General features: G+C 24.9%; 18 protein-coding genes. 5 read left to right on the top strand and 13 right to left on the bottom strand.

The features are described 5' to 3' along the window. Positions 1–22 precede the first annotated feature (22 nt). The 3 genes from AAHM82_RS03235 to AAHM82_RS03225 all read left to right on the top strand — a co-directional run bounded on the left by AAHM82_RS03235 (position 23) and on the right by AAHM82_RS03225 (position 2463). On the top strand, positions 23–415 hold the full coding sequence (locus tag AAHM82_RS03235) for a hypothetical protein (RefSeq protein ID WP_342264520.1): 393 nt from the start codon (positions 23–25) through the stop codon (positions 413–415). A gap of 265 nt (positions 416–680) precedes the next feature. Further along, the gene (locus AAHM82_RS03230; protein WP_342264519.1) at positions 681–1283 is read left to right on the top strand and encodes a hypothetical protein; all 603 of its coding nucleotides are present in this window, start codon (positions 681–683) and stop codon (positions 1281–1283) included. Beyond that, positions 1255–2463: an IS256 family transposase gene (locus tag AAHM82_RS03225; protein ID WP_425289032.1), complete on the top strand. Its 1209-nt coding sequence runs from the start codon at positions 1255–1257 to the stop codon at positions 2461–2463. The genes AAHM82_RS03230 and AAHM82_RS03225 overlap by 29 nt, the downstream gene beginning before the upstream one ends. Positions 2464–2717: 254 nt before the next feature. Here AAHM82_RS03225 and AAHM82_RS03220 read toward each other — a convergent pair whose 3' ends face one another. Then, positions 2718–4100 carry an Mbov_0401 family ICE element transposase-like protein gene (locus AAHM82_RS03220; protein WP_342263363.1) on the bottom strand — a complete coding sequence of 461 codons (1383 nt, stop codon included), beginning with the start codon at positions 4098–4100 and terminating at the stop codon, positions 2718–2720. A gap of 242 nt (positions 4101–4342) precedes the next feature. On the opposite strand from AAHM82_RS03220, the gene AAHM82_RS03215 reads away from it, so the two are divergent. After that, positions 4343–6460 (top strand): PQQ-binding-like beta-propeller repeat protein, encoded by a 2118-nt coding sequence (locus tag AAHM82_RS03215; protein WP_342263362.1) that lies wholly within the window; start codon positions 4343–4345, stop codon positions 6458–6460. 234 nt (positions 6461–6694) lie between these two features. Here the strand turns inward: AAHM82_RS03215 and AAHM82_RS03210 are convergent, their stop codons facing one another. From AAHM82_RS03210 to AAHM82_RS03165, 10 genes are all read right to left on the bottom strand, one after another. Beyond that, positions 6695–7213 (bottom strand): hypothetical protein, encoded by a 519-nt coding sequence (locus AAHM82_RS03210; RefSeq protein ID WP_342263361.1) that lies wholly within the window; start codon positions 7211–7213, stop codon positions 6695–6697. 53 nt (positions 7214–7266) lie between these two features. After that, complete coding sequence (locus AAHM82_RS03205) at positions 7267–9456, bottom strand: hypothetical protein (protein WP_342263360.1); 2190 nt, start codon at positions 9454–9456, stop codon at positions 7267–7269. Positions 9457–9471: 15 nt separating this feature from the next. Then, positions 9472–9855, bottom strand: a complete 384-nt coding sequence (locus AAHM82_RS03200; RefSeq protein ID WP_342223520.1) for a hypothetical protein — start codon at positions 9853–9855, stop codon at positions 9472–9474. Between the two features lie 233 nt (positions 9856–10088). Next, positions 10089–10337, bottom strand: coding sequence for a hypothetical protein (locus AAHM82_RS03195; RefSeq protein WP_215826579.1), 249 nt, complete (start codon positions 10335–10337; stop codon positions 10089–10091). A gap of 2 nt (positions 10338–10339) precedes the next feature. Further along, positions 10340–10660, bottom strand: coding sequence for a hypothetical protein (locus AAHM82_RS03190; protein WP_342263359.1), 321 nt, complete (start codon positions 10658–10660; stop codon positions 10340–10342). Positions 10661–10666: 6 nt separating this feature from the next. Then, entirely contained in the window at positions 10667–11650 is a 984-nt protein-coding gene (locus AAHM82_RS03185) for a hypothetical protein (protein ID WP_342263358.1), read from the bottom strand. A 24-nt stretch (positions 11651–11674) separates the two neighbouring features. Continuing rightward, positions 11675–12004, bottom strand: a complete 330-nt coding sequence (locus AAHM82_RS03180) for a hypothetical protein (RefSeq protein WP_342263357.1) — start codon at positions 12002–12004, stop codon at positions 11675–11677. Between the two features lie 78 nt (positions 12005–12082). Next, complete coding sequence (locus tag AAHM82_RS03175) at positions 12083–12313, bottom strand: hypothetical protein (RefSeq protein ID WP_342263356.1); 231 nt, start codon at positions 12311–12313, stop codon at positions 12083–12085. A 164-nt stretch (positions 12314–12477) separates the two neighbouring features. Continuing rightward, positions 12478–12699, bottom strand: coding sequence for a hypothetical protein (locus AAHM82_RS03170; protein WP_342263355.1), 222 nt, complete (start codon positions 12697–12699; stop codon positions 12478–12480). Between the two features lie 2 nt (positions 12700–12701). Further along, on the bottom strand, positions 12702–13028 hold the full coding sequence (locus AAHM82_RS03165) for a hypothetical protein (protein WP_215826298.1): 327 nt from the start codon (positions 13026–13028) through the stop codon (positions 12702–12704). Between the two features lie 500 nt (positions 13029–13528). On the opposite strand from AAHM82_RS03165, the gene AAHM82_RS03160 reads away from it, so the two are divergent. Then, positions 13529–14914 (top strand): hypothetical protein, encoded by a 1386-nt coding sequence (locus tag AAHM82_RS03160; protein WP_342264518.1) that lies wholly within the window; start codon positions 13529–13531, stop codon positions 14912–14914. A gap of 256 nt (positions 14915–15170) precedes the next feature. On the opposite strand, the gene AAHM82_RS13040 is transcribed toward AAHM82_RS03160, so the two are convergent. After that, positions 15171–15563 (bottom strand): transposase family protein, encoded by a 393-nt coding sequence (locus tag AAHM82_RS13040; protein ID WP_342264845.1) that lies wholly within the window; start codon positions 15561–15563, stop codon positions 15171–15173. Further along, positions 15560–16000 carry a transposase family protein gene (locus tag AAHM82_RS13035; RefSeq protein WP_342263396.1) on the bottom strand — a complete coding sequence of 147 codons (441 nt, stop codon included), beginning with the start codon at positions 15998–16000 and terminating at the stop codon, positions 15560–15562. The genes AAHM82_RS13040 and AAHM82_RS13035 overlap by 4 nt, the downstream gene beginning before the upstream one ends. Positions 16001–16138: the final 138 nt, after the last annotated feature.

Raw genomic sequence — 16138 nt, 5'->3', positions numbered from 1 at the left:
AAAATATGAAAGGAGAATTAAAATGAAAAAACTTTTAGGAAAATTATTTAAAAAAGATAATTCAAAAGAAAAAATGCCATTAAAATTAAGAATTAAAAATTCTTTTAAAAAGCAGTGGTTAAAAGTATGATTAAGTATCATTTTCATCTTTATAAGCTTATTAATTTGTGCATTAACAGTAGTCGATGCTAAATGAATAACCGGAACAAGTGATGAGTTTAATAATTTTATGAATAAAGAAATGATTGATTTTTTTGGCAAATTTAATAGTGGTATTATGCTGGCAGGAATATTTGTTTTTTGATGAGGTGGAGCAATATATTTTGCAATTAAATTTGAAAAATTAATCCGCTTTATTATTCAGAAAATTAAAGCAAAAAGAACCTTAAAAAATGAAATCAAACAAACTAATTAATTCTTTAAAAAAATATTGATGGAGAATTTTGCCTTACATTTTTATGATTATTATCTTTTTTATTCCATTTTTAAAATTGGAAACTAATGATTTGAAATTATTATATGAAAAATTTGAAGTATTAATTTCACTTATGATACTAGGATATTTAGATATATGCATTACAATAGCAGTAGTTATAAACTGTAGCATTGAGTGACTTATTAAAAAAATCAAAACCAAAAGAACAATGAAAAATAAAATATTTTAAAAAGGAGGGATAAAAATGTTTATGAAAATATTTACCGTGCTAACTATTAGTTTCAATAACATTTTTACTATTCCTCCAAACATTAACAATGACAAAACAACAGCAAATTCACTAATTAGAAATAAAAGACAAGGTAATAAAGTTTATGATTTTGAAATCAGAAATCTAGAAAAAATAAGATTTTTAACGGAAAGGCAAGACCGCGACCTTTTAAAAGTTGAGATAACAACAGAAGATAATATAAAAGCAAATATAGATAAACAATTATCAAATTTAAAAAATATAAAAATTCTTAGTTTAGAGTTTAATGCAGAGCTTGTAAATAACAGAATTAAACAAAAAGACTTTCAAAAAATAACAAATACTTATGGAACAAAAATAGATACTTCCAATTTAAATTTTTATACCTGAATGATTAATATACCCAATAAAACAATAAGAATTAAAGCACAAGGGACAGAATTACTAACTTTTGAACATGGTAATACTAACAATTATAGATTAAATAGAGCCTGTCCAAAATTCTGTGTCTCGATAATTCATTCTGAATTATACTTAAAAGAAGGAGAACAGAAAATGACAAAAAAAAATAAAAAAAGAACCTGACGCAATTGATAAAGTTGTTGATTATTTTTTAGAAAATATTGATAATCCACAAGATTTATTTAAAGGCAATACTATTTTTCAGGAATTTACCAAAAAATTAACTGAACGAATGTTAAATACGGAAATTAAAGATTATCTTGAAACTGATGAGAATCATAATAAAAGAAATGGCAACACACAAAAAACCATTATTACTAAAAATGGTTCAATCGCAATTGATGTACCAAGAGATCGAAATAGTACTTTTGAACCAGTAATTATTCCGAAAAGACAAAGAAGATTTGATAACTTTGATCAAAAAGTAATTTCTTTATATGCAAGAGGAATGACAATTTCTGATATCAAAGCACAATTGCAAGAATTCTATCACGGAGCAGAAATTTCAGAAAGTTTAATTAGTCAAATAACTGATGATGTTATTGAAGAAGTTAAAATGTGACAAACTAAACCTTTAGAGAAGATTTATCCGATTGTTTATTTTGATTGTATTGTTGTTAAAGTAAAGCAAGATAAACGAATAATAAATAAAGCAGTTTATCTTGCCTTAGGAATTAATTTAGATGGTTTAAAAGATATTTTAGGAATGTGAATTAGTGAGAATGAGGGAGCCAAATTTTGACTTAATAATCTTACGGAAATGAAAAATCGTGGGTTACAAGATATTCTTGTTGCTTGTAGTGATAATTTAACTGGGATGTCTGATGCAATAGAAGCTGTTTTCCCAAAAACACAGCATCAATTATGCATTGTTCATCAAATTCGCAATAGTTTAAAATTTGTTCCTTACAAAGATCGCAAACTTGTAGCTAATGATTTAAAATCAATTTATACAGCAATTAATGAAGAAATAGCGTTAATTGCTTTAGATCATTTTTCTGAAAAATGAAATAAAAAGTATCCACAAATTACTAAATCATGAAAAAATAACTGAAATAATTTAATAATTTTTCTTGAATATCCTCAGGAATTTAGAAGAATTATTTACACAACTAATGCGATTGAATCTGTTAATAGTCAATTAAGAAAAGTCATTAAGAATAAAAAGATTTTTCCTAATGACGCATCAGTTTTTAAAATATTTTATTTAGCATTTCAAAATATGGTTAAGAAATGAACGATGCCAATTCAAAATTGGGGTAGTGCAATTTCACATTTAATGATAAAATTTGAGGACAGAGTGAATTTAAGTTAATTACTTAGAGACACAGTTAATTGTACAGTCCCATTAAAATAAAACAAATAATTTTGAAATTGAGGTCGCGTTTAGTTTTCTTAGGTATTGTTTTGAAGAAGTAAAACAATCAGCTAATTATATTATTTAATTACTAAACTAACCCTGCCTTTCTTGTTATTGTCATTTTTATTCATTACCATTCTATCATATTATTGAATTTTTACACAATAAAAAATTATTAATTTTATTAAATTTTCACTAAATATTTTTACTTACTTAAATCTATTATATTTATTTGTTACAGCATTACCTTTATAATTAATTCAACTATCGTCATTTTTATTATTATATTTATTTCATAATGAATTTTTATATATTTCTTTTCTGATTTCTATTTCTGAATTAATATTTTCATTAATGTAATGTAATACATTTAATTTGTTTAAATTTGCCATTCTTAAATGTAATAAATTATTTAAATTCTTATGATTATATATTTTTGCCCCATAGCCTAATTGTTGTTTTACTAAATGCGATACATCACTTTCAATGCTACAACCGATATTTCATTCTAAATTTTGGTTATGAATACCATGCTTATTATTACTGAAATAATTACTCGCCTTTCTTAAATTTGTTTTAATATCTTTATTTAATTCATTTTTAGCATCATTACGAATGTTTTTGATTAATTTTTGATTATTTCCATCCTTATATAATTTAATTCAACTATTTAATGTTACTTTGCGATTTTCAAAAATAATATTAAATGCCGTTTGTTTTAATTTTTTAATAGCGTGATAACCATCTAAAATATATCTAACATTACCGAAACTATTAGCAATTTCTCTAATTCAAGTATCACCATCACCACAAACAATTATTTTGTCATAATTAATATTCACATAATGTTTTTGTAATTCTTTAATTAATAAATCACGATAATCCATCGTATTTATTCGTTTACCAACTTTTAACATTAGAAAATGACCTCGTTTGTTTTCTAATTCTCTACGAGCATTTTTATAATTTTTTTCTTTATGTCCGGTATGAAAAGTAACTAAACGAATTCTCTGGTCTTGTTTAACTTTCTGATCTAATGTCGCTAAAAATGTCTCATCTAGTTGAATATATAAATTCTTATTTTTGACATCAATTCTATTTTTAGTTTCTTTTTCTGCTAGTTGAAAATATTCAGCAATATCATATTTATTTAAAACATTCGAAATACTAGCTTTTGAAATATAACAATGATTTAGAGCATCTAAAACATCGCGATAGCGTTTACCATCACCCAAAAGACTTAAAACTTTAAATTGGACATCAAAATAAATGCGTTGTTTGGGCAGTAAACCAATTTCTTTATCTAATAAACATACATATTCAAATTTACCTGATTTTTGATTTCAATATTTATATCGGCGTCGTTTAAAAATAACATCACCAAAAATTGTAATAATTGTTCTTGTTGCAAAATGAACTACTTTATAACCTTGTTTTAACCGATAATGATGTAAATATAGGTATTCATCTAATTTTTCGTATTCATTAGCTAGTTGTTCACATTTGTTGGTGTACATATTTTTATGGGTTGTAAATAAGTTTAATCAATGCTTATTTTCTGGGGTTTTTAAATTATTATTAATTTCTAACATAGAAAAACCACCTTTCTTGGTATTAATTTTAATAAAGTTTAATTTGGTTTGATTATTTTTTTGTTTTAATGATAATTTTTTCTAGAATTAGTATTCAATATTCTGAAAAAATGATAAAAATTCTTATTTAATTATTTATAATTAATTTGTATTAATTAAATTTTATAAATTTAAGAAAGGGTCGAGTGATTACTATAAAAATTTATTAATTAGCAAAAATTCATGAAAAGGATTTAATTAATATGAAAAAATTACTTAGTTTATTAAGTACAATAACAATAGCAGGAAGCGGAATGTCGGGCATTGTTGCCAATAGTCCGTATCCAACTCCAACACAAGAAAAAATAGAAAATATAAATAATAAAAGACAAAAACGAAGCAATAATGAAAATAATAAAATAAATAGAACAAAAATTGTTATTAAAACAAATGGCGGAGTTTTTGCTAGTGGAATATTATTAAACAATAAAATATATTTTGGTTCAGATGATCATAATGTTTATGAGTATGATCCTGCTACAGGACAACAAAAAATTGTTATTAGAACAGAGGGGGAAGTATGATCTTCTGGTGTAATTTTAAACAATAAATTATATTTTGGTTCAAAAGATCATAATGTTTATGAATATGATCCCGTCACAGGACAACAAAAAATTGTTATTAGAACAGAGGGAGAAGTTTGATTTTCTAGTGGAATTATTTTAAACAATAAATTATATATTGGTTCAGATGATCATAATGTTTATGAGTATGATCCTACTACAGGACAACAAAAAATTGTTATTAGAACAAAAGCTAACATTCATTCTTCTGGTGTAATATTAAATAATAAAGTATATTTTGGTTCAGATGATTATAATGTGTATGAGTATGATCCTACTACAGGACAACAAAAAATTGTTATTAGAACAAATTGATGACTTCCTTCTTCTGGGGTTGTTTTTAACAATAAATTATATATTGGTTCAGAAGACAGTAATATTTATGAATACGATTCTGTTACAGAACAACAAAAAATTATTAAGATAGCAAAGGGTGCGGTTTTTTCTAGTGGAATTATTTTAAATAATAAAATATATTTTGGTTCAAAAGATTATAATGTGTATGAGTATGATCCTACTACAGGACAACAAAAAATTGTTATTAGAACAGAAGGGGAAGTATGATCTTCTGGTGTAATTTTAAACAATAAATTATATTTTGGTTCAAAAGATCATAATGTTTATGAATATGATCCGGCAACAGGACAACAAAAAGTTGTTTTTAGAACAGAAGGAGAAGTTTTGTCTTCTGGGGTTGTTTTTAACCATAAATTATATTTTGGCTCACAAGACCATAATGTTTATGAGTATAGTGGATACTATTTAAATTCAAATTTAGGACAAATTAATAATAATTCTGATAATGTAATTTTAAGTGAATTAAATTATTTAAATCCTGATTTAGATATTTCACAATTAGAAATTATTAACAAGACAAAAAATTCAGCTATATTAAAAATAAAAAATAATTTAAATAATAATATAAAAATACATTATTCAATTGATAATGGGCAAAATAAAATTATTAATTTAAATGAATTGATTAAAAAAGCATTATTTTTTAAATTTCGAAACGAAAATCCTAATTTAAAATTTAAGGAAATAAATTATATTGATACTAATAATTTAAATTTTTCAGATATTGAAATAACAAAAAAAGAAAATTCATTTTTATGATCTAATGTTCCTAAAAATGTATGTTCTGATAGAGAAATTATCAATAAAACTCCAAATACAAGATCATTTAATGTACCTGCTTGTGAATATAATTCGAAATCAAAATTAGTATTTCAAATTACAACAGGATTAACTAAAACAAAACAAGAAAATAAATTAAATGGTTGAAACATAAATTCTGATGATGAAATGAAATTAACAGATTTTACAAATATAAATAATAGAAATTCTGAAATCATTAATGTATTATCAAATGAATTTGATTTATCAAACACAAATAAACAAGAACAAGAAATGATTTTAAGTATTTTTAAGGAACCCGCTGATAAATTTGAACTTAATCCCAATGAAAAATTAAAAATTACTTATCCAGTAAGAATAATTACATCTAAAGTTATATTAAATTTAAAACAAAAAATTACAGGAAATATTACTGCCAAAATAATTGATGATAACAATAAAGAACAAATAATTACATTATCAATTACAGAAGTAATGCAAATTTTACAAAAATATAGTTTATTACCCAATGAAATTATTATAGATAAAAACAATGATAAAATAACATTTAACGGTGAAGCATTATTTTCATTAGAAAGAGAGGGGGCGGTAAGAACAAATACAGTTACTACTATAGTATAAGGTTTTATAAAAACGATATTAGCTATTTAGAACAATAACTTTAATTGAAACAAGCACAACAAGTTTAAATTTCTTGTAAAAATAAAAAATGTTCAAACCAGTAATTAACTAAAATTACTGGTTTTTATTCTGACAAAATAAAAAGAAGAAAAATTGCTTAGTTGTTTAAGAGTATTGTCATCATAGACAACCACCTTTTAGGGTAGTAATTTTAACAGTTTTTAAATTTAATTATTAAGGGTTTTCAATTTCAATTCCAAAATTATTTGTATTATTTAATCTATAATTATTGGTACTACCATGCTCAAAAGTTAGTAATTCTGTTCCTTGTGTTTTAATTCTTATTGTTTTATTGGGTACACTAATCATTCAGGTATAAAAATTTAAACCCGAAGTATCTATTTTTGTTCCATAAGTATTTGTTATTTTTTGAAAGTCTTTTTGTTTAATTCTGTTATTTACAAGCTCTGCATTAAACTCTAAACTAAAAATTTTTACATTTTTTAAATTTGGTAATTGTTTATCTATATTTGCATTTATATTATCTTCTGTTCTTATCTCAACTTTTAAAAGGTCATGGTCTTGCCTTTCTGTTAAAAATCTTATTTTTTCTAAGTTTCTAATTTCAAAATCATAAACTTTGTTTTCGTTATCTTTATTTTTTTGTTCTACTGATTCACTTGCTTTTTTAGAACATCCAATTACTGGTAATATTGTTAATGCGGAAAGAGTTATTATATTTAAAATTTTCATTATTTTAATTCCTTTATTACTTTATTTTTTCAATATATATATATATATATATATTACACGAAAATCCTTAATATCATTAGAAAAATGGCAAAACCAATTAGAAATTGAAAGGTATAATAAAAAGCTGGTACTGTTTTAAAAACTGGAAAAATAGCAGTTGAAAAATTAACTGTTGCTTTTGCAATGATTGCTAACGGCCGTAAAATGGTAATTATTTGTGAAGCTGTTAGTATTCAGTTTAGCATTTTAATACCAGCATTTTGAATAGCACAACCAATATCGTTAAAGGTTGGTATTCACCGCCCGGAATATTTGCAATTTGGTGGTGGAATTAGGTCATCCCATTCTGAGTTGGTTGAACCGTCAGGAATAAAGGCCGTGGAATTTAAGACATTAAAGTCATAAATTTTAAAATTGTAATTATAGGTGTTATCCTTGTGATAAAGCGGGAAAGTCAGCGTAAAAATATTAATACCGTAGCGAATATCAATATCGGTATTGAGATAATTAATGCTGTTAGCAGTATTGTTGATTGGCAAGGTAATAAGTTTATTGTCGTAGGATTTAAGCACATTAAAGTCAATTTGGTAGATACTATTTTTATTTTTAATGGCATTATAATTCTCTTGGTGCGTTTTTTTATCAAAAGTAAAGAAATAACTTCTTAGTAGTAATTCTGAATTTCCAGTAATGTTAATAAAATATTTTTTGGGATAAAAAGTAATTAACGAGCGATAAAAGAAACCGATTTGAATAAAGTAATTTTTGTTGTAATCATCTACTCCTTTAAAATCAATTTCGGTATAAGTTTTTTCGTCCATATCAAAAGTAGCATAAAATAAACTGGCAAAGAAATTACCAAGGATTTCATAAATTTCGTCAAAGATATTTTTGTAATCATTATTGTTAATACCAAGAATGTTGTTTTTAAAATAAAGGTAAATATCGTTCCTTAATTCAGGGTCATAGCGTAGAAAACTAAATTTAACATTAAGATAATTCAATGTTCCAAAAAGGTACTTAATTAGGTAATAATCGTTAGCATTTTCAGTGTCATATTTTCAGATTTCAGTTTCACCGTGTAATAATTGTAAATAATTATTTCCAGCAATTAGAGTTTTGTTAAATGCCTTAATTTTAAGGACATTATCGTTGGTATCCTCTTGTTTCGGAATGACCATTTTAATCGTATTTGTTCCTTGCAATTGTGTACTCGTTTCAATTGCAGCGAATTTAACGGTAAATGTTCTGTCAGCAACATTATCTGTTGTTAAATCAAAAGTAGCACTATCATCTAAGTAATTGTTGTCGTTATCTTTAATTTCTGTATTATAGTCGATGCCTTCAATTGCATTATTTACGCCAGTAAGATTGTTAATTGTTTCATTAAGTCTTTTTTTAATTTTTTTGATAACTTCAATTTTGGTTGCATTTGTAGGGTCGATTATTTCTGAGTTTGGTAAAATAGTTGAAGTCTTGTGATAAAAATAGCTCTCGTCTTTAAAACCATGATTTTTAATGGTGAATTCTTTATAGTAACCTTTTTCTAAAGTGTCAATGAAATTAAATACTGGTGTTCAATAAAGATAAGAATAATTAAATTTGTCAAAATCACCGCGATGAATCATTAAATAATCAAGGTTATCAATAACATCATTGTATTTGTGGTTACCATCAAATTTAGTAGTTGTTATTGGTAAATCAATGTCGGTACTGTCTTTTTCAATTTCTATATTAAAATCATTTGTATTATTTAATCTATAATTGTTGGTACTACCATGCTCAAAAGTTAGTAATTCTGTTCCTTGTGTTTTAATTCTTATTGTTTTATTGGGTATACTAATCATTCAGGTATAAAAATTTAAACCCGGAGTATCTATTTTTGTTCCATAAGTATTTGTTATTTTTTGAAAGTCTTTTTGTTTAATTCTGTTATTTACAAGCTCTGCATTAAACTCTAAACTAAAAATTTTTACATTTTTTAAATTTGGTAATTGTTTATCTATATTTGCATTTATATTATCTTCTGTTCTTATCTCAACTTTTAAAAGGTCATGGTCTTGCCTTTCTGTTAAAAATCTTATTTTTTCTAAGTTTCTAATTTCAAAATCATAAACTTTATTATTTTGTCTTTTGTTTCTAATTAGTGAATTTACTGTTGTTTTATCATTGTTAATATTTTGGGGAATAGTAAAAATGTTATTGAAACTAATAGTTAGCACGGTAAATATTTTCATAAACATTTTTATCACTCCTTTTTAAAATATTTTATTTTTCATTGTTCTTTTTTCTTTAATTTTTTGAATAATAAAGCGGATTAATTTTTCAAATTTAATTGCAAAATATATTGCTCCGCCTCATCAAAAAACAAATATTCCTGCTAGCATAATACCACTATTGAACTTGCCAAAGAATTTAACCATCTCTTCATTCATAAAATTATTAAATTCGTCACTTGTTCCGGTTATTCATTTAGTATCGATTACTGTTAATGCACAAATTAATAAGCTTATAAAGATGAAAATGATACTTAATGATACTTTTAACCACTGCTTTTTAAAAGAATTTTTAATCCTTAATCTTAATGGCGTTTTTTCTTTTGAATTATCTTTTTTAAATAATTTGCCTAAAATTTTTTTCATTTTAGTTTTCCTTTCGTGTTTAAAAATTTTTAATTTTTCATTTTCAATAACTAGTTCTGATTTCTCATCTATATGAACACTATTTCGCTTTTCTAGTTCTAAAATTTATTTATTTTTTTCCATTATTTATGTATTTAAGAGTATTAACACTATTTTCTAATATGACATTAACAATTTTTAATTTGTCATTTTCTATTTCTAATTCTTGTTTTTTAGTTCATTTTTCCATTTTTTTATCTACCTTTAATCACAATAAATAAGGCAATCAGTACACAAGTAACGCCAAGAATGGTGAAGATTGGATGTTGTGAAAATGTCCGAGCCATTGGTTTAAATAGTTCTAAAATTGTTAAATTGCTAGTAATAAACTTTTGGAAATTCGCAAGGCCTTCGCTAATATAGTTTGTTAAAGTTTCAAAATGACTACCAGCTAATAGTCCAAGAACAGTTATTAAGATAAAAATAATAATTAGTTTAAACATCGTTAGTTACCTTGTTTTGTTTTTTTATTTCTTTGTTTTCAATTAATTTTATTTGGATTTATTGGTTTTATTTGTTTTTTAGTTTTTCCTCACGCACTTAACCGCCCTTTATTTTTAACCGCATATTGGCGTTGTTTTTCTAAATTAACTTGTTGACTACCAAATCCAAGAATAATTGCCATAAGAAATTCTACAGCCAGCGTTAAGAACAAAGGAAATATTAATTGAATATTTGTTCCTGGCACTTCTAAACTTCAAATTAAGTCAAAAACTTTATAAAGCATTTGAGCGAGAAAGTCGGCCATTTTTGCGAGATTTTCCATTTTTTATTATTCCTTTTCTTTCATTTTTCTTAAAAATTTGCTAAATTTATCCATTTTTAAATATTCTAAATCTTCTAAATCAATTGCTGTGTCAGTATAGTATTTGTCTTCATAGTCAGGATTTACTTTTGCATTTAAGTAATCTCTTAAAAAAGCTAGGTAAAAAGAATTGTAAGTGTTAAGTATTGGTAAAGGAATTTTTAGTTTAAAAAAATAAATATCAAGTTCAGGGATATCACGGTATTTAATGCGACGACCTTTTTTGCTATTTTTAGCATCAATTAAGGTGTTTCGTCAGCGTTCATATTCTTCAATGCTCGTAAAGGTACCATAGATGACTTTTAAGTAGGGCCGAAAAATATTAACGGTTTTTTTGCGAATTCCCACAATCACATTATTGGCAATATCACGAACTTTAACTCAAATATGTTTATCTCTTTGACCGCTAGCCAGAACAATATGACCAAAATGCCGTGCCAGAGCGAAATATTCTTGGATACCGGTTTCCTCGTTTTTGGTATTATTTTTTTCTCAATCAGTACCTTCTAAAAATAAGTTGGTTTCATCTCATAAAAGTAAGGTTTTGTCTGGCAATACCGGATAATCAAAATCTAATAATCCCATATGACCTAAACTTAATTTTTGGGTTTCTAGTAATGGAAATGTTGATGCGATGTGATATTTCTTCTTTTTTAGTAATTTTGATGCATATACTAGAAAAGCAGTTTTTCCAGTTCCTAATGAACCAATCACAATATTTAATGGTGAATTTTTTAAGAAATTAATAACTTTGTTAATTTGTGTTAAATTACCGATTTTAAAAAGAAAAATTAAAATACAACCTGCTAAAAATAAATAGCTTACAATATTTTTAAAATAACCGTTGTAAATATATCAAATTGCTCCGCAATGTCATAAAATTAAAAATGAGGTGCGATTCAATTCAATAAAATGGTTATTTTTTTCTATTATTCATTTGCAAAATTTCATCTTGCACCTCACTTTATTTTTTTGTTAGCGTACTGCTCCAAGTAATTTTTCAAACATTTTAAAGCAAATAAAGAATATTGCCAAAATAAATGGAAAAATGAAGATTCAGTAGTCAGCAAAGAAGTTACCGACTTGTGGCATATTAACAGCAATAATTTCTCACATTTTAGTAAACGCTGTTATAATCGCATTTCATAATTTAGTCATCGCGTCACTAGCTGTTATCTTTGTTACTGCTGGTACTTCTGTTAAGAAAGTTCCAATCATATAATCACCCCCTTTCTTTTTAAAACATTCATCATTTATATTCAAAGTTTTTCTTAAATTTGTTAAAACCACGGTTAACCTTAACACGATTGTATTTTTTCCTAATTAATTTTGAATTTCTTTGGGAATGCATCAGAATGTAACTTCTTGACATTAATTTTTTCCCTATCTAAATACTGATATGGTTTTTCAAAGGAGCATTAGAATAAATCACACCATAATCGCTGTTAAGAATCAAAAAGCAATGTTTGCTATTAAAAGTCAAAGTGGCGCTTCGTTTAATTTAATTTCTTTACCACCAGTAATGTGAGCCGGAATAGTTGTAATTTGAATAAATAAATCTCAGAAAGTTTGTTTAATTTGTTCTCAATTAAATTCTTTTAAGTTTATTGTCATTTTTTATCTCCCAAAAATCATTTTTATTGGTAAATACATAATTGAAATTAATGCGAAAAGAAAAGTAATGATAATAATTAATCCGGCAATAAACGCAACTTGTGCAGGCATTTTTTCTATCGGAATAAACAGTTTTAAGAATTCCATAATAATTTCTCAAAACATTATTTTTTATCCGCGTTATTTTCTTTTGAATTAGGAGATTTAACTCATTCCTCAAAACGAGCAATAAATACTTTTTCGTCTTTCGTGAAATTACCAGTATTATTTTTAATGGCATTTTTATATTTAATTCTAATTTTTATTTTGGCATAAATTTTATAAGCAAAATATGCTAATAGCATGATGCTGATAATAATAAATATTAATCCAATCGCAATATTCATTTTTAAACTCCTTTAAAATAGTTATAATTTATATCTTTTTTGTTGTTTTCTTTTTCGGCAATGAAGAAACTTAATAATTCTTGCCCCTTAATTAATTTGGTTTCATTTTCTTTTTGATTAATTGAAATTATTTGATATTTACTATCTTTTATTATTCCGATGCAAATCGAATTTTCATATTTTCCTTTATAAACAAATCGCTTTGGAAACCAAATGCCGATTTGTTCATTAAATCATGGAATTTTTGGTGCTTTAATAAACATTGCGTTTTGTGTTTCTTTTAAAAGATATTTCTTAGTATTTAAGAAAATGTTTTCAATGTTTTTCATAATAAATTACCTTTCTTATAGATAAACTAAGTTATATTAACTAAGTTTTAGTTAACTTAGTTTTTTAAACACTTATATATCGCAGATTTAAGTGTTTAACAAGCTTTGTTAGTAAATTTTGTTTTTTAATTAGATAAAGATTTTAATAATTTTAAACTTAGCATACCCCTATATAGAAATTTCTACACTTTAATATCCGCATCCTACCCTTGGAACTAATTTAATAGCGTGTATATTTTTAGGAAATCCACCCATTCATTTTTTTATTGCAAAACGAAACAAATTGCTATAGCTAATAGGATGTTATCTATTAACTGGTAAACTTCTTTCGGTTATGGCGACCACCCATAATTTATCGTGCTTTAATACATACCAACATTATTAATTCACTTGTATTTAATTTTCAAAGAACAAATTTTTAACACCTTATAAAATAAAAAGACAATCATTGCTGACCGCCTTAATACTTATTCAAATATTTTACTACCTAACAAAACTTTATGCGTCCTGAAATTGAAATTGAAAAAGATAGTACTAATATTGACTTGCCAACAACAACTATTAAATTTCATGGCAACCATAACTATAATGATGTTATCGAGAACCTTGATTACTTAATGATTCATCGTGGTGATTTTGATAAATTTAATTATTCTTATCTCTATTGAACGCCAATATTCAATTTCATTGACACTTTAGAAAAAGGTTATTATAAAGAATTCGCCATTAAAAATCATGGTTTTAAAAACGAAAGCTATTTTTATCACAAAACTTCTACTAGTGAAAATGAGATTAATACAAATATTTTAAAAATTAAAGCTTTTAATAAAACCTTAATAGCAGGTAATAACTATTTACAATTATTACACGGTGAAAGTGAAATCTGAAAATATAACACCGAAAATACTAACGATTATTATCTAATTAAGTATCTTTTTGGTACCTTAAATTACCTCAATGTTAGATTTAGTTTTCTACGCTATGACCCCGATTTACGAAATGACATTTACTTTTATTTTAAAAACAACATTCCTAGTATTAACAACAGCGATTACAAAAATGTTTTTGATGAAATCTATGAAATTCTTGGCAATTTCTTTGCTAGTTTATTTTATGCGACTTTTGATATGGACGAAAAAACTCATACTGAAATTGATTTTAAGGGTATAGAAAACTATAAGAAGGATTACTTTATTCAAATCGGTTTCTTTTATCGTTCATTAATTACCTTTTATCCCAAAAAATACTTAGTAAATATTATAGGAAACTCAGAATTATTACTAAGAAGTTATTTCTTTACTTTTGACAAAAAAATGCACCAAGAAAATTACAATGCTATTAACAACACCAATAGCATTTATCAAATTGATTTTAATGTCCTTAAATCTTACGACAATAAACTGATTACCTTGCCGACCAGCAAGACTGCTAACAGTATTAATTATCTCAATACCGATATTGATATTCGTTATGGTATTAATATTTTTACCTTAACCTTTCCGCTTTATCACAAAGGTAATATCTCTAATTACAATTTTAAAATTTATGATTTTAATGTCCTTAATTCCACGGCATTTATTCCTGATGGTTCCACCAATTCAGAATGGGATGACCTAATTCCGCCACCAAATTGCAAATATTCCGGACGATGAATACCAACCTTCAATGACATTGGTTGTGCTGCTGGTATTAAAATGCTAAACTGAATGCTGACAGCGTCACAAATCATTACAATTTTACGCCCGTTAGCAATTATTGCAAAAGCAACAGTTAACTTTTCAACCGCCATTTTTCCAATTTTTAAAACGGTACCGGCTTTTTACTATACTTTTCAATTTTTAATCGGTTTTGCCATTTTTCTAATGATATTAAGGATTTTCGTGTAATATATATATATATATATATATATCTATTACAATTGAAAAAATAAAGTAATAAAGGAGTTAAAATAATGAAAATTTTAAATATAATAGACTTCTTGCAAAATTAATATGATAATTATAATTTTTAAATTTAAAATAAATATAAAAGTGTTATTAAAATAATTTTTAGATTATTTTTACAAATATTTTGTCATTAAAACATAATAAAAATTATTATTTACAATAAAAAAAGACTGAAATTTTAAATTATCAAATATATTTAAACTAATAGTTGTAAATTATAAATTGAAGCTATTAAATTAAATCTTAAAGCAAATCTTTTTCTACGATTTCGATATTTTTCACTAATAATTTTAAATTTTTTAAGTATAGCAAAAACATTTTCAATAACAATTCTCATTTTTGAAATTCGCTCATTATTTTGCTTTTCTTCTTTATTTAAAGGGTTTTTCTTTGATTTTCTTTTAGGAATTAAAACATTATGATTAATTTTTTGTATGCCTTGATAACCTAAATCCACTAAAACAGTTGTTTCTGGTAAAAATTTAATTTTTGAATCTTTTAAAATTTTAAAGTCATGGTTTTTACCATAAGAAAAATCAGAACTAATAATTTTTTTACTATCTTTTTCAATTATAACTTGTGTTTTTATTGTGTGTTTTTTCTTTTTTCCTGAGTAGTGCTGTTTTTGTCTTTTTTTGGGCGTTGGATTTGGCTTTCAGTTACATCAATTATAACAGTCTTATCTTTGAAATAATCTTTTAATAGTGATTTTTGACCAGTAAGTTGTTGAAAATTAGGGTGTTTTATTAAAGTGTCTTCAATTCATTTGATATTTCTATAACAACTACTTTCACTAATATCATAACTTTTTGCAATATGAAAATAAGTTCTATATTCTCTTCAATATTCTAAAGTCATTAAAATACGATTTTCTAATGATAATTTATTGGTTCTTCCGCGACGAAATCTCTTTTTTAATTCTTCTATTTTTAAAATTTCTAGCATTTTATTAAAAGTAGTATGTTTAATACCAGTTAATCTTAAAAAATTTTTATCACTTATTTGATTATTTTTTTTAAATTTCATTTAAATTCCACCTTTTTATTAAAAACAACAATTCAATTATATTTTAAATTAATTTTGCAAGAAGTCTAATAGCTCTTTCAACATTAACAATATTACCAATAGTTGGATGTTCTGAAAAAGAAAACAAATCAGTAGAAC

The sequence above is a fragment of the Spiroplasma endosymbiont of Clivina fossor genome (assembly GCF_964031115.1).
Lineage (GTDB): Bacteria > Bacillota_I > Bacilli_A > Mycoplasmatales > Nriv7 > Nriv7.
Note: the sequence above shows the minus strand (reverse complement) of the source record. Positions and strands in the feature narration are given on the sequence as shown.